20 protein-coding genes are annotated in these 17,076 nt (G+C 62.0%); 8 read left to right on the top strand and 12 right to left on the bottom strand.

Annotated features, from left to right (window positions below; genetic code table 11):
- Nucleotides 1-76: 76 nt before the first annotated feature.
- From DHB74_RS04210 to DHB74_RS04185, 6 genes are all read left to right on the top strand, one after another.
- Nucleotides 77-1,480, top strand: a complete 1,404-nt coding sequence (locus DHB74_RS04210; protein WP_036989257.1) for a CYTH domain-containing protein — start codon at nt 77-79, stop codon at nt 1,478-1,480.
- A 45-nt stretch (nt 1,481-1,525) separates the two neighbouring features.
- Complete coding sequence (gene tfpB, locus DHB74_RS04205) at nt 1,526-3,322, top strand: type IV pilus assembly ATPase TfpB (RefSeq protein WP_280165691.1); 1,797 nt, start codon at nt 1,526-1,528, stop codon at nt 3,320-3,322.
- Between the two features lie 109 nt (nt 3,323-3,431).
- Complete coding sequence (locus tag DHB74_RS04200) at nt 3,432-4,274, top strand: 23S rRNA (adenine(2030)-N(6))-methyltransferase RlmJ (RefSeq protein WP_036989258.1); 843 nt, start codon at nt 3,432-3,434, stop codon at nt 4,272-4,274.
- A 69-nt stretch (nt 4,275-4,343) separates the two neighbouring features.
- Nucleotides 4,344-4,706 carry an ElaB/YgaM/YqjD family protein gene (locus DHB74_RS04195; protein ID WP_036989259.1) on the top strand — a complete coding sequence of 121 codons (363 nt, stop codon included), beginning with the start codon at nt 4,344-4,346 and terminating at the stop codon, nt 4,704-4,706.
- Entirely contained in the window at nt 4,703-5,173 is a 471-nt protein-coding gene (locus DHB74_RS04190) for a phage holin family protein (RefSeq protein WP_036989260.1), read from the top strand. The genes DHB74_RS04195 and DHB74_RS04190 overlap by 4 nt, the downstream gene beginning before the upstream one ends.
- The gene (locus DHB74_RS04185; protein WP_280164710.1) at nt 5,130-5,423 is read left to right on the top strand and encodes a hypothetical protein; all 294 of its coding nucleotides are present in this window, start codon (nt 5,130-5,132) and stop codon (nt 5,421-5,423) included. The genes DHB74_RS04190 and DHB74_RS04185 overlap by 44 nt, the downstream gene beginning before the upstream one ends.
- A gap of 75 nt (nt 5,424-5,498) precedes the next feature.
- On the opposite strand, the gene DHB74_RS04180 is transcribed toward DHB74_RS04185, so the two are convergent.
- The 10 genes from DHB74_RS04180 to nudE all read right to left on the bottom strand — a co-directional run bounded on the left by DHB74_RS04180 (nt 5,499) and on the right by nudE (nt 14,297).
- The gene (locus DHB74_RS04180) at nt 5,499-5,912 is read right to left on the bottom strand and encodes an HPF/RaiA family ribosome-associated protein (RefSeq protein WP_036989261.1); all 414 of its coding nucleotides are present in this window, start codon (nt 5,910-5,912) and stop codon (nt 5,499-5,501) included.
- Nucleotides 5,913-6,060: 148 nt separating this feature from the next.
- Nucleotides 6,061-6,450, bottom strand: coding sequence for a monovalent cation/H(+) antiporter subunit G (gene mnhG, locus DHB74_RS04175; RefSeq protein WP_235818220.1), 390 nt, complete (start codon nt 6,448-6,450; stop codon nt 6,061-6,063).
- A complete protein-coding gene (locus tag DHB74_RS04170) occupies nt 6,447-6,677 on the bottom strand; it encodes a K+/H+ antiporter subunit F (RefSeq protein ID WP_407920267.1) in 231 nt (76 codons plus the stop codon). Before DHB74_RS04170 ends, mnhG begins: the two co-directional genes overlap by 4 nt.
- Before the next feature lie 44 nt (nt 6,678-6,721).
- Complete coding sequence (locus DHB74_RS04165; RefSeq protein WP_074777675.1) at nt 6,722-7,219, bottom strand: Na+/H+ antiporter subunit E; 498 nt, start codon at nt 7,217-7,219, stop codon at nt 6,722-6,724.
- Nucleotides 7,216-8,853 carry a monovalent cation/H+ antiporter subunit D gene (locus DHB74_RS04160; protein WP_036989264.1) on the bottom strand — a complete coding sequence of 546 codons (1,638 nt, stop codon included), beginning with the start codon at nt 8,851-8,853 and terminating at the stop codon, nt 7,216-7,218. Before DHB74_RS04160 ends, DHB74_RS04165 begins: the two co-directional genes overlap by 4 nt.
- Nucleotides 8,850-9,191, bottom strand: a complete 342-nt coding sequence (locus DHB74_RS04155; protein WP_036989265.1) for a Na+/H+ antiporter subunit C — start codon at nt 9,189-9,191, stop codon at nt 8,850-8,852. Before DHB74_RS04155 ends, DHB74_RS04160 begins: the two co-directional genes overlap by 4 nt.
- The gene (locus tag DHB74_RS04150; protein WP_499160845.1) at nt 9,191-12,097 is read right to left on the bottom strand and encodes a monovalent cation/H+ antiporter subunit A; all 2,907 of its coding nucleotides are present in this window, start codon (nt 12,095-12,097) and stop codon (nt 9,191-9,193) included. Before DHB74_RS04150 ends, DHB74_RS04155 begins: the two co-directional genes overlap by 1 nt.
- Before the next feature lie 166 nt (nt 12,098-12,263).
- Entirely contained in the window at nt 12,264-12,905 is a 642-nt protein-coding gene (msrA, locus tag DHB74_RS04145) for a peptide-methionine (S)-S-oxide reductase MsrA (protein ID WP_036989267.1), read from the bottom strand.
- A 25-nt stretch (nt 12,906-12,930) separates the two neighbouring features.
- Nucleotides 12,931-13,734 carry a 3'(2'),5'-bisphosphate nucleotidase CysQ gene (gene cysQ, locus DHB74_RS04140; protein ID WP_036989268.1) on the bottom strand — a complete coding sequence of 268 codons (804 nt, stop codon included), beginning with the start codon at nt 13,732-13,734 and terminating at the stop codon, nt 12,931-12,933.
- On the bottom strand, nt 13,731-14,297 hold the full coding sequence (gene nudE / locus DHB74_RS04135; RefSeq protein ID WP_499160844.1) for an ADP compounds hydrolase NudE: 567 nt from the start codon (nt 14,295-14,297) through the stop codon (nt 13,731-13,733). Before nudE ends, cysQ begins: the two co-directional genes overlap by 4 nt.
- 66 nt (nt 14,298-14,363) lie before the next feature.
- Here nudE and yrfG point away from each other — a divergent pair, with 66 nt between their 5' ends.
- A complete protein-coding gene (gene yrfG, locus DHB74_RS04130; RefSeq protein ID WP_036989270.1) occupies nt 14,364-15,038 on the top strand; it encodes a GMP/IMP nucleotidase in 675 nt (224 codons plus the stop codon).
- A gap of 42 nt (nt 15,039-15,080) precedes the next feature.
- Here yrfG and rimK read toward each other — a convergent pair whose 3' ends face one another.
- Nucleotides 15,081-15,986 (bottom strand): 30S ribosomal protein S6--L-glutamate ligase, encoded by a 906-nt coding sequence (gene rimK, locus DHB74_RS04125; protein WP_036989272.1) that lies wholly within the window; start codon nt 15,984-15,986, stop codon nt 15,081-15,083.
- A 10-nt stretch (nt 15,987-15,996) separates the two neighbouring features.
- Nucleotides 15,997-16,467, bottom strand: a complete 471-nt coding sequence (gene rimB, locus DHB74_RS04120) for a retropepsin-like aspartic endopeptidase RimB (protein WP_074777680.1) — start codon at nt 16,465-16,467, stop codon at nt 15,997-15,999.
- 192 nt (nt 16,468-16,659) lie between these two features.
- Here rimB and DHB74_RS04115 point away from each other — a divergent pair, with 192 nt between their 5' ends.
- Complete coding sequence (locus DHB74_RS04115) at nt 16,660-17,067, top strand: RNA-binding S4 domain-containing protein (RefSeq protein WP_036989278.1); 408 nt, start codon at nt 16,660-16,662, stop codon at nt 17,065-17,067.
- Nucleotides 17,068-17,076: the final 9 nt, after the last annotated feature.

Raw genomic sequence — 17,076 nt, 5'->3', positions numbered from 1 at the left:
GTGGTCACCCAATTGACACATATTTGCCGCAATTAGCCTCCCAGCGGTCACAAGGCAACATCATCAGAGACAGAGTATGGCTCAGGAAACAGAAATCAAACTGCGCATCAGTCCCGACGCGCTGTCGGCGCTGCGCAATCATCCCCTGTTGCAGGAACGTCTGCAGGGCGAATGGACCACCAGTACCCTGTACAACCAGTACTATGACACCGCCAGCCGGGAGCTGGCGGCAGCGCGTGTGGCGTTGCGGGTGCGCCGTGATGGCGAGCAGTTTATCCAGACCTTGAAAAGCAGCGGCCAGAGTGTTGCCGGGTTGTCCGAGCGCAGCGAATGGGACTGGACCGTGGGGGCAGCGGCGCTTGACCTGACTCTGCTCGATGACAGCTGCTGGCCGGCCAGTCTCGCCCCGCTGGACAAGCTGAATCTGCTACCGGTATTCACTACCGACTTCAAGCGCACCAAGGCCATGCTGCACTGGGAGCGTGACGGTGAAAGCGTGGAGGTGGAAGCCGCGCTGGATCAGGGTATGGTCATCGCGGACGGTCGTGAAGAGCCGATCTGCGAGCTGGAACTGGAGCTGCGCAGCGGCCCGGCGGCGGCACTGCTGGAGCTGGCCGCTGCCCTGGCGGAGGATATCGCCCTGATGCCTTGCGATATCAGCAAGGCCGAGCGCGGTTACCGACTGTTTGACCCGGCCAGCTACGACCTGCGACTCGATGCCCATGACTGGTCGGCCGATACCCCGGTAGACCAGGTAATCGCCGTTGCCGGCTGGCAGTTGCTTGGACACACTCAGCGGCTGGCTGAGCAGTACCGGTTCAGTGGTCAATGGAAGCTGTTCCGTGAATTGCTGACCAACCTGACCAGTCTGCGCGCCTTCTTTGGTGTATTCGATCTGGCGCTGCCACGCAGCACGGCTCAGCCCTTCACGCCGGCATTGGATCAGCTCATCAGCCATTGGCGGCCCCTGGTTCTGTCGGGCTGGGCAGATGACGAGGATGGCCGCAATGCACGGGAGCAGGCGCCCCAGGCATTCGAGCAGGCGGTGGCCGATCCTCAGTGGGGGCAGTTGTTCATCGGTCTGGCCCTGTGGCTGCACACCGCCGGGTGGAAGACCAACCGCCCGCCGCGTGGTGAGCGGGTCGGCGACCTGGCGCTGCCGCGCTGGCTGTTGGCGGCGGTGGCGCGGGAGATTCAGGAGTTGCGCGTACCGCATCACAATGACCCGGATTCGGATGTCAGCGAGTGGATGGATCAACAGCCGCGGCTGAATCGGCTGCACTTTCTGCTGGCGCACTTTCGTGATCAACTGGAGACGCCGGAGCCGGATCGGCTGTTCGGTGAACTGAACAAGTTGCAGGCGTTGCTGGAGCAATACCCGCTGGTCGATGAGGAACTACGCCCGGCGCTACTTACGGCTCTGCGCAAGCAGGGGCAGCGGCTGCGCAAACTGAATGCCTGGCGCGAGCTCAATAGCTGAGACGGTACCGGCAACGATAGAACGACAGGGAGATGAACAGGGATGATGCATCTGGCCGATCTGGCAATCCCCGGTAGCGATCGACTGCTGGATCTGACGGATATTCTCAAGGCGCTGGCGGCGCAGGGGCGGTTGGGGCTGGACAGCGCCGAGCACCTGAGCAGCCTGCGCCGGGCGGCAACCGGCGACACTGCCCGGCTGCACCCGCTGGAGTTCATCGCCAGCCAGGCGCCGGATGACCTGCTGCGCCCCGGCAAACCGCTGGATCTGGATTCGCTGACTCGCTGGCTGGCCGGCGAATCGGGCCAAGCCTTCTATCGCATCGATCCGTTGAAGATCAATGTCTCGGCCGTCACCCCGCTGATGTCCTTTGCCTTCGCCCGGCGCCACGGCATTCTCGCCGTGGACATCAACGAGCGGGAGGTCACCGTGGCCAGCGCCCAGCCGTTCATGCGCGGCTGGGAAGCGGATCTGGTACATGTCCTCAAGCGCGATATCCGTCGGGTGGTCGCCAGCCCGGCGGATATCCAGCGCTATTCAGCGGAATTCTATCGGTTGGCCCGCTCGGTCCACGGTGCCAATGCCACCGATCAGAAGAACAGCTCGATCGGCAACTTCGAGCAGCTGCTCAATCTGGGCAACATGAGCCAGGAGCCGGACGCCAACGACGCCCACGTGGTCAACATCGTCGACTGGCTGTTCCAGTACGCCTTCGAGCAGCGGGCCAGTGATATCCATATCGAGCCGCGCCGCGAGAACGGCAGCGTGCGGCTGCGCATCGATGGTGTGCTGCATACGGTCTATCAGTTTCCGCTGCAGGTCGCGGTAGCGGTGGTCAGCCGGCTGAAAACCCTGGGCCGGATGAACGTGGCGGAGAAGCGCAAGCCGCAGGACGGCCGGGTCAAGACCAAGTCACCCCAGGGCAACGAGATTGAACTGCGACTGTCCACCCTGCCAACCGCCTTCGGCGAGAAGATGGTGATGCGTATCTTCGATCCCGACGTGCTGCTGCGCAGTTTCGATCAGTTGGGTTTTTCCGCCGAGGACCAGCGCCGTTGGCAGGGCATGGTGCAACAGCCCAACGGCATCGTGCTGGTCACCGGCCCGACCGGGTCGGGCAAGACCACCACGCTGTACACCACCCTCAAGCAGCTGGCCACGCCGGAGGTGAATGTCTGCACCATCGAAGATCCGATCGAGATGGTCGAGGACAGCTTCAACCAGATGCAGGTGCAGCACAACATCGAGCTGACCTTTGCCAGCGGTATACGGGCACTGATGCGCCAGGACCCGGACATCATCATGATTGGCGAGATCCGTGATCTGGAGACCGCGGAAATGGCGATCCAGGCGGCGCTGACCGGTCACCTGGTGTTGTCCACCCTGCATACCAACGATGCGCCCAGCTCGGTGAGCCGGCTGGTCGAGCTGGGTGTGCCGGCCTACCTGATCAAGGCCACGGTGCTGGGGGTCATGGCCCAGCGGCTGGTGCGTACGCTGTGTCCGCATTGCAAGGAGCCGGTGGAGATCGACGAGACGGATTGGCAGGAACTGACCAAACCCTGGAACTCGCCATTGCCGACCCGGGCGCATCGGCCCGTGGGCTGCCCGGAATGCCGGGAAACCGGCTATCGTGGACGGGCCGGGGTATATGAGCTGATGCCGCTGACCGATAGCCTCAAACCCCTGGTGCAGACCGACATCGACCTCAACGCCCTGCGCCGCCAGGCCTACCGGGAGGGTATGCACAGCCTGCGTCTGTCGGGAGCGCAGAAAGTGGCGGCGGGGCTGACCACCATCGAAGAGGTGCTGCGGGTAACGCCCACCAGTCAGCAGGGGTAGGTTTTGTGCAAGCCCTGCCGGTAAGCACAGGCACTCCTCCGCCTTGCCGGACACGCCTTTCATTTCACATTCCGCTAAGATGCGCGTTCTGCCGTTCAGGAACCCCCTCATGAATTACCGTCACAGCTTCCACGCCGGCAACCATGCCGATGTCCTCAAACATGCCATTCTGCTGCGCATGGTCACCCTGATGCAGCGCAAAGACGCGCCGTTGTGCTATCTGGACAGCCACGCCGGGACGGCGTTGTACGATCTGCAGGGCGAAGCGGCGGAGCGTACCGGGGAATATCGCGATGGCATCGGCCGGCTGTGGGCACAGGATGACCTGCCCGGGCTGCTCGCCGATTACCGGGATGCCGTAGCGCGGCACAATCCAGACGGTGAGCTGCGTTTGTACCCTGGTTCACCGCAGTTGGTAGCCGATACCCTGCGCGAGCACGACCGGATGATCCTCAGTGAGCTGCATCCCGAGGATGCCCAGACCCTGAAGGCGCACTTTGCCGAGGAGCCGCGTATCGCAGTGCACCAGCGTGACGGTTACGAATTGGCCAAGGCTTTCCTGCCGGTGGCGGAGAAACGTGCGCTGTGGCTGCTCGACCCGCCCTTCGAGAAAGGCGATGACCTGCAGCGCTGTCTGCAAGCCATGGAGCAGGGCATCCAGCGCATGCGCCAGACGGTCATCGCGCTCTGGTATCCGATCAAGGACCAGCGCCTGTTACGTGACTTCTATCGGCAGATCGGCACCGCTCAGTTGCCCAAGGTGTTGCGGGTCGAGCTCAATGTGCGGCCCGCCGACACCTCCCTGGGGCTCAACGGCTCGGGATTGATGCTGGTCAACCCGCCCTGGCCGCTATGGGAGGAGCTGGAGCAGGTGCTGCCGCAGATGGCAGGTCAGTTCGCCCAGTCCGGCGCCGGTGACTGGCGCATGGATTGGCTGGTTGGCGAACCCTGAGCGTCTGATAGCGAAACCGTAAAAAAGGGGGAACAAGCCGCCGGGCCCCGGGTCAAGTATTGTGTCGGTGTGCTGAACATCGACTTATCCGAAGCTATCAAGGAGCACACGAATATGACTGCTGTTGACAAAAACGGACCCGTTTCAAATCAGGACCAGGTCAGCAAAAAACAGGAAATCGACTCCGGCAAGGAAGCGGTAGCAGCCGCTTACAGCAAGCTGATGGAAGCCAAGGAACACTTCAAGCATGCCGCCGAATCCGCCGGGATGGATTGGAAGCATGATGCTGAAGGTCAGCTCATGAAAGGCAAGGACAAGGCCGGTGAGCTATGCGATCACGCCAACAGTTACCTTCATGACAAGCCGCTGGCTACCTTGGGTATCGCCTTCGCAGCGGGCTTTCTCGTATCCCAGATGATGTCCAGAAAATGACGGGCACTCCCGGAGAGAACCGTCCGGAAAGCGGCGATGCCGGGGGGCAGGAGCAGCCCCGGCAGCCGCTCAAGGATGAACTGAAATCCTCTCTGGCGTGGCTGGAACACGCGGCCCTGGCGGGTGGCGATCTGGTTCGGCTGGCGGCGCTCGAATTACGGCTTGCTGCTGCTGATTCGGGCAAGCTGGTGGGGCTGGCGTTGGCCATGGTGCCCTTGCTGTTGCTTGCCTGGATCGGGCTGTCCGTGTTGCTGGGCTGGCTGGTGTTCGCCTGGAGTGGCTCGGTCGCCTGGGGGATAGTAATGTTCATCATCGTGCAGCTGGCGGCCTTGGGGATCATGGCGATCAATTGCAAGAAGTACTCGAAGAGCCTGTCATTTCCAGCGACCAGCCGACAGCTGAAAACACTGAAGGAGGAAGCCAGTGGACCGCAAGAAGCTGATAAGTCAGATTCAAGAACTGGATGAGCAGCTCGCCGTCGAGTTCAGCTTGCTCAAGCTGGATGCCCGGGAACGACGCGCAGCCATACGGCGCATTTCACCGCTATGGTGGGTGGCCGGCTCGGCAGTGGCGGGGTTGATCCTTGGCAAGCTGGCGGCGGGCCACGGTGGCCCGATGGCGGTGGCGCGACAGGGCATGAACATATTCCGCTTCGCCAGTCTGGTGATGCCGGGCATGGCCATTGCAGCCAGTCCTACGCTGGAAGACACACCCTGATATTCTGAGGTTCCGTGCTGCGGCGCCGATTCAGGCGCCGCCGTGTGGAATCGATGATCGTGCTGCCCGATAATCTCAGACGTTCCGCGCCTGCTCGTCTTCGTCGAAGTCCTCTTCCATCAGCGCGTCCTGGACATCCGGATCGGCTGTGGCGGGTGCGGTCTGTAGCCCAGCGCGTTTGCTGCGCAGCTTGCCGAACAGACTGGTGAGAGAGGCGTGCAGTTTTTCGACGGCACCGTCGACGGCGAGGTTTATCGAGTCGGCCTTGTGGCTGACCGAAATGGGTTGCTGCCCCTTTGGCCGCGCCTCGATCTGGCAGCGCTTGTCATGGGCGCCGGCCTTTTCGCCGTTCTCATCGTTGATATGCACCACAATGCGGGTCAAGTTTTCATCAAAGCGCCCCAGCTTGCTGGTTACGCTGTCCGTTACCCATTCCACCAACCGGGCGCTGCCTTCGGTATGGTTGTCACAATGAACTTGAATTTGCATAAGCCTGTTCCTCTTCATTGACTCGGATATCCGCAAGAGCTGCATGGCGGCAAGTCCAGACTACGCCATCTGATCGAGCTTTTGGCAAAATCCTGCAGGCTTTTTCATTGGAGCGGCGCCTGGATGATGGTGCCCACGGGTCGTGGTGTTACTCATCATCCGGGAATTGGTAGGCATCAGTCGAACTGGCGCCGTTGCGTGCATTGCGCGCGCGCAGGTTGCGATACACCGCGGCGCGCATCAGCAGCATCGAGGTGACCGGCGCGGTGAGCAGTACGAAGGCGGTGATCAGCAGTTCATGAACGACCGGCCGTTCCTCGGTGCCACTGAAGTAGAGCATGGAGGCGATCAGGAAGCAGCCGGTCCCCACGGTAATGAACACCGCCGGGCCATGGATCCGCTGAAAGAAATTCGGCAGGCGCAGCAATCCCAGGGCGCCGATAAGGGTGATCAGTCCGCCGAGGACTAGCAGCAGTGCCACGGGTATCGCTAGCCAGGGGCTCAGATCGGTCATGGAGGCGGTCAGTAATTCGCTCACTCGATGATCTCCCCGCGAATGAGGAACTTGGCCAGGGCGATAGACGACACGAAGCCGAGCAGGGCGATCACCAGTGCCGCCTCGAAATACACCATGCTGGAAAAGCGGATACCCAGCAGCAGAATAAACAGCATGGCGGCCATCCACAGCGAATCCAGGGCCAGGATCCGGTCCTGCGCCGTGGGCCCTAGCAGCAGCCGAATGGCGCAGAATGCCAGGGCCAGCATGACGCAAAACTGAGCAAAGCCGAGAGCCAGGGCGAGAACGACGGTCATGGCGCCTCCTGTTCAAAAATATCGATCAAGGGCTTTTCCAGGCGGGTCTTGATCATGTTCACCCACCAATGGGCATCATGCAGATCGAATACATGCAACGCCAGGTCGTTGCTGCCCGGAATGATCTCCACCCAGACCGTACCCGGTGTGGAGTTGATGATGCACGCCAGCACCGCCAGGCCATGGGGGTCACGCAGGTCGAGCGGGATGCGGATGAACTGGGAATTGAGCCGGCCGCCCCCGAACACGATCAGCGTGCAGACGTTGAAGCAGGACCGGAATATTTCAATCAGGGCATAGATGATGAGGCGGATGATGGTGAAGGGGCGGGAAATCCGCACCGGTGTCGGCCGCAGCGGTGCGACCAGCAACGGCACGGCTATCGCCAGGATGGCACCGAGCAGCAGGTGCGCCGGCTCGATGCTCTGGTTGAGCATCAGCCAGAGCAGCAGCAGAAAGGCCGACAGCAGAGGCGAGGGCAGCCAGCGTTTCATGGTGTGGCTCCTTCGTTGATGACGACGCCAGGTACCGCTGTGATGGACATGACGCGGTCGATATACAGGCTCGGCTGGTGCAGCGCGCTGGCGGTACGGTCGAGATAGGCACTGACCGGGCCAGCCAGCACGGTCATGGAGATACAGAGTGCCAGCAAAAGGGATACCGGCATGGCCTCGGTCAATTGCAGGCGCGGTGCGGTGGCGTCGGTGGACCAGAAGGTGCGCACACCGAAACGCATCAGCGAAATAATGGCGGCCAGGCCGGACAGAATGATCAGGGCCAGCATGGTCCAGGCCAGCGGGCCGGCGGTGTACAGATTATCGATGAACATGCCGGCTGGGTTGAGCAATGCATGGAACAGGGTGAACTTGGCGACGAAGCCGGATAGGGGTGGCAGACCGGCGATGATCAGTGCACAGGCAACGAAGGCCAACCCGAGAAAGGCCATGGCCGCTGGAATGATCACCCCCGCGGATTCTTCCGGGTCATTGTCGATGGCGAAGGCCTCCATGGTCAGCGCCAGCATCGCCGCACTGGGTTTGCGGATGCGTTCGATCAGCTCGATCAACAGCATGAAGGCGGCCACTGCCAGGGTCGAGCTGAGCAAATAGAACAGCGCGGCGCTGACCACCTGTTGCTCGCCGTAGCCCACCGCGGCCAGCAGCGTGCCGGAGGAAATGATCGCGCTGAAGCCGGCCATGCGGCCCAGTTCCTGGCTACCCAGCAGACCGATGGTACCGAACGCCAGGGTGAGCAAGCCGGCGACCACCAGCGCTGTGCCGGAAATGGCCTGCAGCGAGGTCTCCTGGTCGGCAAAGACCAGCAGCCACAGGCGCAGCAGCACATAGACGCCAACCTTGGTCATCAACACCAGCATGGCGCCCACTGGCGGAGCGGCGGCCGCATAGGTGGTCGGCAGCCAGAAACCCAGTGGCCACATGGCGCTCTTGGTGAGGAAGGCAATGGCCAGGATCGCTGCTCCCACTTCCAGCAATAGTCGTTCGCTGTCATCCATACTGGCGGCGCGCACCGCCAGATCGGCCATGTTCAGCGTGCCGGCGGCAGCGTAAATGAGAGCGACGCCGATCAGGAAGAATGACGAGGCGAGCAGGTTGATGACCACGTACTGCATGCTGGCGCGGATGCGGTTGGGTTGCAGGCCGAGCAGCAGCAGGCCGTAGGATGCCGCCAGCATGATCTCGAAGAACACGAACAGATTGAACAGGTCGCCAGTGATGAACGCGCCGTTGATCCCTGCCAGCAGGAACTGGAACAGTGAATGGAAATGCACACCGGAGCGGCTCCAGCGTCGATAGGAGAACACCAGTGCCGCCGTGGCGATCACTGCGCACAGCGTCAGCATCAGTGCCGCCAGCCGGTCCACCACCAGCACGATACCGAAGGGTGCTACCCAGTTGGCGGCCAGATAGGCGCCCACACCATTCGGCCAGACCTCGCTGTCGGTCAGCCAGAACAGGGCGATGGCGGTTACCAGCAGAGCCAGGGTGCCGGTCAGGTTGATGGCGAACTTCAATTGCTGGCGACGGCCGTTGAGCAAGACCAACAGTGCGGCGAACAGCAATGGCAGCAGTATGGGCAACAGAATCAATTGGTCGGCCCAGAACCTCATTGGCGCGGTTCCTTACCATCCACATGGTCGGTACCGGTCAGGCCGCGCGAAGTCAGCAACAGCACCAGATAGAGGGCCGAGGTGGCGAAACCGATGACGATGGCGGTAAGCACCAATGCCTGGGTGACCGGATCGGCGAACATGCCGACTTCGACCGGGCTGTCCAGGGTCAGCGGTGGCTTGTTGATCGACAGCCGGCCCATGATGAAGATGAACATATTGACCGCATAGGAAATCAGCAGCAGGCCAATGATGACCTGGAAGGTCCGCGGCCGGAGGATCAGCCAGACCCCGGAGGCAAACATGACGCCGATGGCGATGGCAATGACGGCTTCCATCAGTGTTTCTCCTTGTCAGTGGAATCGGCAACGTCAGCAGCAGACAGCGGCAGACGGTGACTGCGGATCGATTGGTGGGCCAGGGCCACCAGGATCAGCATGGTGGAGCCGACGACGACGCAGAACACGCCGAGATCAAAAAAGAAGGCGCTGGGCAGATGCAATGCACCTAGTACCGGCAGGTCAATATGCGCGGTATGAGTGGTCAGGAACGGGTAGCCCAGCAGCAATGCGCCCAGCCCGGTAAGTACCGCCAGGATCAACCCCAGGGCCAGCCAGCGGTGCGGTTGCAGGTGCAGGCGCGACTCGACCCAGAGGGTGCCGGCCAGCATGTACTGCAGAATGATCGCCACCGCGAAGATCAACCCGGCGACAAAGCCGCCGCCGGGCAGGTTGTGTCCACGCATGAAAAAGTAGACGGCGCACACCAGGATGATCGGCAGCAGCAGGCGCAGATAGATGCCCGGCACCATGAGATATCCGCTTTGCGCCTGTTCGGCCGGTGGCTGCTGGGCCGCTGGGTCGACGAAATTGGTCTGCTGGGGCGGCAGCGACATGCTTTCCGCCGCAGGGCGGAACCGCCGCAGCAGACCGTAGACCGTCAGCGCCACGATGCTCAGTACGGCGATCTCGCCCAGGGTATCGAAGCTGCGGAAATCTACCAATAACACATTGACCACGTTGCTGCCGCCGCCTTCTAACAATGCCCGTTCCAGGAAGAAACTGCCGATACCACTGCCGGCGGGCAGCATCAATACCAGGTAGCTGATGGCCGCCATGCCCAGGCCGGCCAGTGCCGCGACGATGAAATCACGCATGCGTCGTGCCCGGGCCCGGCGGTTTTCCTTCCGGTCCTGCTCGATCGACAGAATGCGCGGCGGCAGCCAGCGCAGGCCCAGCAGAATGAGGATGGTGGTCACGGTTTCCACCATCAGCTGGGTCAGGGCCAGGTCCGGCGCGGACAACCAGAGGAACGTCAGGCACACCACCAGGCCGGCTCCGCCGACCAGGCTCAGGGAGGCCAGGCGATGATACTTGGCCTGCCAGGCGGCGGCGACGGCGCAGCCGCCACCGATGATCCAGAGCAGGGTGAAGGGCAGGTGAGGATCGCTCGGTTGCAGGGCCGACCAGACCTGGGGTGCCGTCGCGGCGGCAGCAACGGCCGCGCCCAGACCCACCAGTATCATCAGTAGCAGCTGAGGTTGCAGGCGCCGGGTGCCGAGCAGTTTCTCCAGCCGCGAGGCACTGCTGCGTAACTCCAGCATGGTGCTTTCATAGGCCTGCTTGCCATTGAAGCGGTACAGCAGCGGCACCTGGTCACGATAGGTGAGATTGAACCGGGTGCGCAGGATGACGTACAGCAGCACTCCGCCACCCAGGGCGACAAAGCTCATCAACAGAGGGATATTGAAGCCATGCCACAGTGCCAGGCTGTAATACGGCGTTTTCTCTCCGAGAACGGCTTCCACGCCGTTGTGCAGCAGCGGGCCGACGCTCAGGCTGGGCACAATGCCGACAATCAGGCAGAACAACACCAGCACTTCCACCGGAAAGCGCATCCAGCGCGGCGGCTCGTGGGGCGTTTTCGGCAGGTCGGTGGCCGGCCTGCCGAAGAAGACATAGATAAAGCGCAGCGAGTAGGCCACGCTGAATACACCCATGGTGACTGCGGCCAGCGGCATCCACCAGTTGCTGGCGCTGCCCACCAGCAGCGCCTCGGCAAAGAACATTTCCTTGGACAGGAAGCCATTGAGGAACGGCACCCCGGCCATGGCCGCCGAGGCGACGATCGCCAGGGTCGCGGTTTGCGGCATCATCCGGTACAGGCCGCGCAGTTTGCGCATGTCACGGGTGCCGCTCTCATGGTCGATGATGCCCACCGCCATGAACAGCGAGGCCTTGAAGGTGGCATGGTTCATGGTGTGGAAGATGGCGGCGACCATTGCCAGCGGCGTGCCGATGCCGAGCAGGGCGGTGATCAGACCCAGATGACTGATCGTGGAATAGGCCAACAGACCCTTGAGATCATGCTGGAAGATCGCGATGAAGGAGCCGATCAGCAGGGTGCAGACCCCAGCGCCGCCGATGATCCAGGTCCATTCCGGCGTGCCGGACAGCACCGGCCACAGGCGCATGAGCAGGAAGATACCGGCCTTGACCATGGTCGCCGAGTGCAGATAGGCCGATACCGGCGTCGGCGCGGCCATGGCATGGGGCAGCCAGAAGTGGAAGGGGAACTGGGCGCTCTTGGTCAAGGCGCCCAGTGCGATCAGGATCAGCGTGGGCAGGTACCACGCGTGCTCGCGCAGGGTTTCGCCTGAGGCCAGCACCACATCGAGATCGTAGCTGCCGATGATATGACCAAGCATCAGCACCCCGGCCAGCAGGCACAGGCCGCCGGTGGCGGTCACGGTGAACGCCATGCGCGCACCGCGCCGGGCCTCGGCCCGGTGGTGCCAGTAGCCGATCAGCAGGAAGGACGACAGACTGGTCAACTCCCAGAACAGCACCAATTGCACCAGGTTTCCCGACAGCACTATGCCGAGCATCGAGCCCATGAAGGCCAGCAGGAAGGAGAAAAAGCGCGGTACCGGATCTTCCGGTGACATGTAGTAGCGGGCATAGACCACCACCAGCAGGAAGATACCGATGATCAACATGCTGAACAGCCAGGCCAGGCCATCCATGCGCAGGACCAGATTCAGCCCGTACTCGGGCATCCAGTCGAGTTGATAGCGCAGTACCTCACCGTTATTGATCTGGGGAAACTGGATGCCGATGATGATCAGGCCGGCCAGGGCAATGGCTGCGGCCAACCAGGCTTCACGGTTACGAGCGTTTGCCGGCAGCAAGGCCGCAAGAAAGCTCCCGATGAAGGGGATTAGGATCAGGATCAGTAACAGCATGAGCTCCCAGGAGATGGTCAGAGGTTAGTGGGTTTGCGTTCGAGCCTCGATCAATGGCAGCGGCAACATGGTCGCGCCGGCACTCCGGGCATGCTTGATGCCGATGAGATATTCCGCAAAGCGGATGTTTTATTAGTAATTACCTGAATCTGCAAGCAAAAAGATATTACTGCATGCAAACTCCGGTCCCGGCGAGGCCGCAGTAGCCACCCGGATTCTTGTGTAGATACTGCTGATGATAAGGCTCTGCATAATAGAACGTTGTCGCGGGCAGGATCTCGGTGGTGACGACACCCTTGCCGGCTGCCTGCAGGGCCTCGGCGAAGCGGGCTTTGCTGACTTCCACCTGGGCCCGCTGCGCCATATCACTGACGTAGATTCCCGAGCGATATTGCGTGCCCATATCATTACCCTGGCGCATGCCCTGGGTTGGGTCGTGACTCTCCCAGAACACCCGCAGCAACTCGTCCAGCGCCAAAACCTCGGGATCGAATACCACCAGCACCACTTCGTTATGGCCGGTCAGTCCGGAACAGACTTCCTCATAGGTCGGATTGGGCGTCAGGCCGGCGCTGTAGCCGACCGCGGTGGTATAAACCCCATCCAGTTGCCAGAACAGCCGCTCGGCACCCCAGAAACAGCCCATGCCGACAATGATTTGCTGCATGCCTGCTGGGAACGGTGGCTTGAGCGGCGCACCCAGCACCGCATGGGTGCTGCTGGTGTGAACTGGTTCGGCGCGTCCGGGCAAGGCTTCGCTGGCGGTCGGCATGCGCAGTTTGTGTTCCGGCGGTGATTGGAAAAACATGGCAGGCTCCTGCAATGGTTGATGATTACCCCAGCAGCAGGCGCAGCAGGGCGTCGTCGGGCTGGCCGGTGGCGATGAAATGGGGGTTCAGCCAGTCAGCCCGATGGGGATAGGTGAAGCGCTCGCCATCGAGCCCGAGTACGCGGCCACCGGCTCCTTCCAGCACTGCCTGGGCGGCGGCGGTATCCCACTGACTGGTGGGGGCAAAGCGCGGATACAGGTCCGCTGCGCCTTCGGCCAGTACGCAGAATTTCAGTGAACTGCCAACGCCGGCCAGCTCGGTGCCATGGGCCTGCTGCAAACGATCGAGCAGAGCTTCCTGTTCCGGACTGGTATGTCGGCGACTGGCGACGATACGCAACGGCATGGAGGGTGCTCGGCAATGGATGGGCTGGGGTGCATCGCTGCCTTGCTGGCGCCAGCTGCCCAGCCCGGCACCGCCCCAGTAGAGGGTATCACGCGCGGGTACGCCGACCAGACCAAAACGTACCTGGCCATGCTCGATCAGCGCGATATTGACGGTGAACTCCTCTGATCCGGCGATGAATTCCTTGGTGCCGTCCAGCGGATCGACGAGCCAGAAACGATCCCAGTGCTGGCGCTGATCAAGTGGCACGTCAGCTGCCTCTTCGGACAACACCGGGATTTCCGGCGTCAGTGCGTGCAGGCCGTCCATGATCACCTGGTTGGCCGCCAGATCGGCGGCGGTAACCGGCGAATCGTCGGCTTTGGTAATGACCTCGGGATTATGCTGCCACCAGGGCAGGGCGGCTCGACCGGCATCGCGGGTCAGCTGGCACAGCCGCTCGGCGGCAACCGGCAGACTCATCGCTGCAGCTCCCCGCGTTGCTCCAGCAGATCGCGGACCAGATACAGCGCGGCCAGTGCCCGGCCCTCGGAAAAGCTCGGCCGGGTCATCAGCTCGCTCAAGGCATAGAGATCGACGCTGTCCACCCGGATCGGCTCGGGCTCGTCACCGGGCAGGCGCTTCTCATAGAGATTGCGCGCCAGCACCACCGAGATGCTCTGGCTCATGTAGCCGGGCGACAGGGCCAGCTTGCCCAGCAATTCCAGGCGCTCGGCACCGAAGCCGGCTTCTTCCATCAGTTCGCGGTTGGCCGCATCCAGCACATCTTCGCCGGGCTCGACCAGGCCCTTGGGCAGGGACAGCTGATAATCCTGGGTGCCGCCGCAATACTCTTCGATCAGCAGGGCGGTACGTGCATCCTTGAGCGCCACCACCATTACCGCCCCGTAGCCCACGCCCGAGCCGACCAGGCGTTCATAGGTGCGCTCGGTGCCGTTACTGAAGCGCAGCTGCATCTGCTCGACGGTGAACAGGCGGCTCTTGGCGACAACGCGGGCATCGAGAATCTCTGGCTTCTGCGGCATGCTGGCTCCGTGATCAATGAATGGTTTGTTATCATAGCCGTCCATTTCAGCAAAGCCCAATCATCCATGCTCAACTGGAACACCATCGACACCGTCCTGCTGGATATGGACGGCACGCTGCTCGACCTGCATTTCGACAACCATTTCTGGGTCGAATACCTGCCCCAGCGCTATGCCGAGCACCACGGTCAGTCACTGGCCTGGGCGAAACGGGAAATCCATCCGCTGATGCAGCGCATCCAGGGCAAGCTGGACTGGTATTGTCTGGATTTCTGGACCCGCGAGCTGGGCCTGCCGATCGTCGAGCTCAAGCGCGAGGTAGCCCACCTGATCGGTTTGCGCCCGGACGCCGACACCTTTCTCCAGGCCTTGCAGCAGAGCGGTCGGCAGGTGATCCTGATTACCAATGCGCACCGCGACTCGCTGTCGCTGAAGATGGAACGGGTCGAGCTGCGCACCTATTTCCAGCGGCTGATCAGCTCCCACGATTTCGGCTATCCCAAGGAAGAGCAAGCCTTCTGGCACGCCTTGCGCAGCGAAGTGGAGTTCGATCCGGAGCGTACCCTGTTCATCGACGACGGCCTGAGCATCCTGCGCGCTGCCCGCGAGTTTGGCGTTGCCCAGCTGTTGGCCGTCCGTCAGCCGGACAGCCGCGGCGAGCTGCGTGATACCGAGGAGTTCGACGCGGTAGAGGACTATGCCACCCTGGTGGCGGCGATCACCGCCGCGCAGAACGCCTGAGCATCGGCACTCTGATCAGGCGGCGACCGGGCTGACCCGCAATCAGCCCTTGCCCTTGGTACGGGTCTGATTGGGTCGGGCGTTTTTCTCGATGTACGCGATGATCAGTCCGGCAATATCCTTGCCGGTAGTTGATTCGATACCTTCCAGCCCCGGCGAGGAGTTGACCTCCATGACCACCGGGCCGTGATTGGAGCGCAGGATATCCACCCCGGCCACGTTCAGCCCCATGACCCTCGCCGCGCGCACGGCGGTCATGCGTTCCTCGGGCGTGATCTTGATCAGGCTGGCACTGCCGCCGCGATGCAGATTGGAGCGGAACTCTCCTGGCTTGGCCTGGCGCTTCATCGCCGCGATCACCTTGTCGCCGACCACCAGGCAGCGGATATCCGCGCCACCGGCCTCGCGAATATATTCCTGCACCATGATATTGGCTTTCAGACCCATGAAGGCCTCCAGCACCGACTCGGCGGCCTGTTCGGTCTCGCACATCACCACGCCGATGCCCTGGGTGCCTTCCAGCAGTTTGATCACCAGCGGTGCGCCGCCAACCATATTGATCAGGTCGGGAATATCATCCGGCGAGTGAGCAAAACCAGTGACCGGCAGCCCTACCCCCTTGCGCGACAGCAGTTGCAGCGAGCGCAACTTGTCGCGGGAGCGACTAATGGCCACCGACTCGTTCAACGGGAACACGCCCATCATCTCGAACTGGCGCAGGACCGCCGCGCCATAGAAGGTGATCGAAGCGCCGATCCGCGGGATCACTGCATCGAAGGGCTCAAGCTCCGAGCCCTTGTAATGGATGCTCGGCTTGTGACTGGCGATGTTCATGTAGGCACGCAGGGTATCGATTACCTTTACCTCGTGGCCGCGCTCCCGTCCGGCTTCAACCAGGCGGCGGGTAGAGTAGAGATTGGGGTTGCGCGACAATACCGCAATTTTCATGGTGTTTTTTTCAGCCTTCTGAATGAAAGAGGTTGGTCTGAGGTTGGTCCTGCACAAAGCGTAGCCCAGGATTGATGACCAGTTGACCGTCCAGCATCGCGGTGCAGCCGAGCAGCACCCGGTAGCGCATCGACTTACGGCAGGTGAGGGAGAAATCCACCCACCAGCATTTGTCGCCCAGCACCATGGGGGTACGGATGACATGACGTTCCTGCAGGTGACCGTTGGAGCTTTTGATCCGCTTGAAGCTGACCAGCCGGGCCTCGCAATCGATATCCTGCGGCTTGCGCGGCGTACCGACATGCGCTTTGAAGCGCACCCAGGTCTCGTCGTCACGCTCGAAGGTCTCGATGTCGGTGGCATGCAGCGCAGAGGTTTTGGCGCCGCTGTCAACCTTGGCCCTGACCTTGGCTATCCCCAGCCCGGGCAGCCCGATCCACTCACGCAGGCCGATCACGGTCAGATGATCGAAGGTCTTCATCCTGTGGTCTCTCCAGGTCCGCTGCAATGGCGCGCATCATGGGCCAAGATCATTGTTTCAACAAGCGGGAAAAACGTCAGTACGGGCGCCATTCATCCTCCGTCACAGTTGCTCTGCAGCCGGGCCGAAATGCTGCGGTGCTGTCCTTGATACACTGGCGGCATCAACCCGGTTCACAGGAGTACAGACTCGATGGGCGATGATGGCAAGGCGCGGCTGGATAAATGGCTGTGGGCAGCTCGGTTTTTCAAGACCCGTGCATTGGCCAAGGCGGCGATAGAAGGCGGCAAGGTGCACTGCCGGGGCGAGCGCTGCAAGCCCAGCAAGGAGCCGAAAGTGGGCGATGAACTGCAGATTCGCCAGGGGCATGACACCCGTGTGGTAGTGGTTCGGGAGCTGTCCATGGTCCGCCGTGGGGCGGTCGAGGCGCAGCTGTTGTACGAAGAAACCGCCGCCAGCGTTGCCCAGCGTGAAGCGGCGGCAGCCCAGCGACGGGCGGCCGGTCCGGGCCTGCTGATCAGCGAGCATCGCCCGACCAAGAAGCAGCGCCGACAGATCCACCGCTTTCGCGACGAGCGCAATGCGCCTTCCGATGACTGATTGGGTATA

It is taken from the genome of Pseudomonas sp. G11-1 (assembly GCF_024031555.1).
GTDB classification, from domain to species: domain Bacteria; phylum Pseudomonadota; class Gammaproteobacteria; order Pseudomonadales; family Pseudomonadaceae; genus Halopseudomonas; species Halopseudomonas bauzanensis.
The sequence above is the reverse complement of the archived record's forward strand: the minus strand, read 5'-3'. Positions and strand labels throughout refer to the sequence as shown.

Excerpts from the sequence above, each read along its gene's own strand:
- DHB74_RS04170 (WP_407920267.1), bottom strand. The coding sequence starts at position 6,677 with ATGCTGGCCCTGGCATTCTGCGCCATTCGGCTGCTGCTAGGGCCCACG.
- DHB74_RS04190 (WP_036989260.1), top strand. The coding sequence starts at position 4,703 with ATGACGGGCACTCCCGGAGAGAACCGTCCGGAAAGCGGCGATGCCGGG.
- DHB74_RS04180 (WP_036989261.1), bottom strand. The coding sequence starts at position 5,912 with ATGCAAATTCAAGTTCATTGTGACAACCATACCGAAGGCAGCGCCCGG.
- msrA (WP_036989267.1), bottom strand. The coding sequence starts at position 12,905 with ATGTTTTTCCAATCACCGCCGGAACACAAACTGCGCATGCCGACCGCC.
- yrfG (WP_036989270.1), top strand. The coding sequence starts at position 14,364 with ATGCTCAACTGGAACACCATCGACACCGTCCTGCTGGATATGGACGGC.
- DHB74_RS04160 (WP_036989264.1), bottom strand. The coding sequence starts at position 8,853 with ATGAGGTTCTGGGCCGACCAATTGATTCTGTTGCCCATACTGCTGCCA.
- DHB74_RS04210 (WP_036989257.1), top strand. The coding sequence starts at position 77 with ATGGCTCAGGAAACAGAAATCAAACTGCGCATCAGTCCCGACGCGCTG.
- rimB (WP_074777680.1), bottom strand. The coding sequence starts at position 16,467 with ATGAAGACCTTCGATCATCTGACCGTGATCGGCCTGCGTGAGTGGATC.
- DHB74_RS04115 (WP_036989278.1), top strand. The coding sequence starts at position 16,660 with ATGGGCGATGATGGCAAGGCGCGGCTGGATAAATGGCTGTGGGCAGCT.
- cysQ (WP_036989268.1), bottom strand. The coding sequence starts at position 13,734 with ATGAGTCTGCCGGTTGCCGCCGAGCGGCTGTGCCAGCTGACCCGCGAT.
- DHB74_RS04155 (WP_036989265.1), bottom strand. The coding sequence starts at position 9,191 with ATGGAAGCCGTCATTGCCATCGCCATCGGCGTCATGTTTGCCTCCGGG.
- DHB74_RS04200 (WP_036989258.1), top strand. The coding sequence starts at position 3,432 with ATGAATTACCGTCACAGCTTCCACGCCGGCAACCATGCCGATGTCCTC.
- tfpB (WP_280165691.1), top strand. The coding sequence starts at position 1,526 with ATGCATCTGGCCGATCTGGCAATCCCCGGTAGCGATCGACTGCTGGAT.
- rimK (WP_036989272.1), bottom strand. The coding sequence starts at position 15,986 with ATGAAAATTGCGGTATTGTCGCGCAACCCCAATCTCTACTCTACCCGC.
- DHB74_RS04165 (WP_074777675.1), bottom strand. The coding sequence starts at position 7,219 with ATGAAACGCTGGCTGCCCTCGCCTCTGCTGTCGGCCTTTCTGCTGCTG.
- nudE (WP_499160844.1), bottom strand. The coding sequence starts at position 14,297 with ATGCCGCAGAAGCCAGAGATTCTCGATGCCCGCGTTGTCGCCAAGAGC.
- DHB74_RS04150 (WP_499160845.1), bottom strand. The coding sequence starts at position 12,097 with ATGCTGTTACTGATCCTGATCCTAATCCCCTTCATCGGGAGCTTTCTT.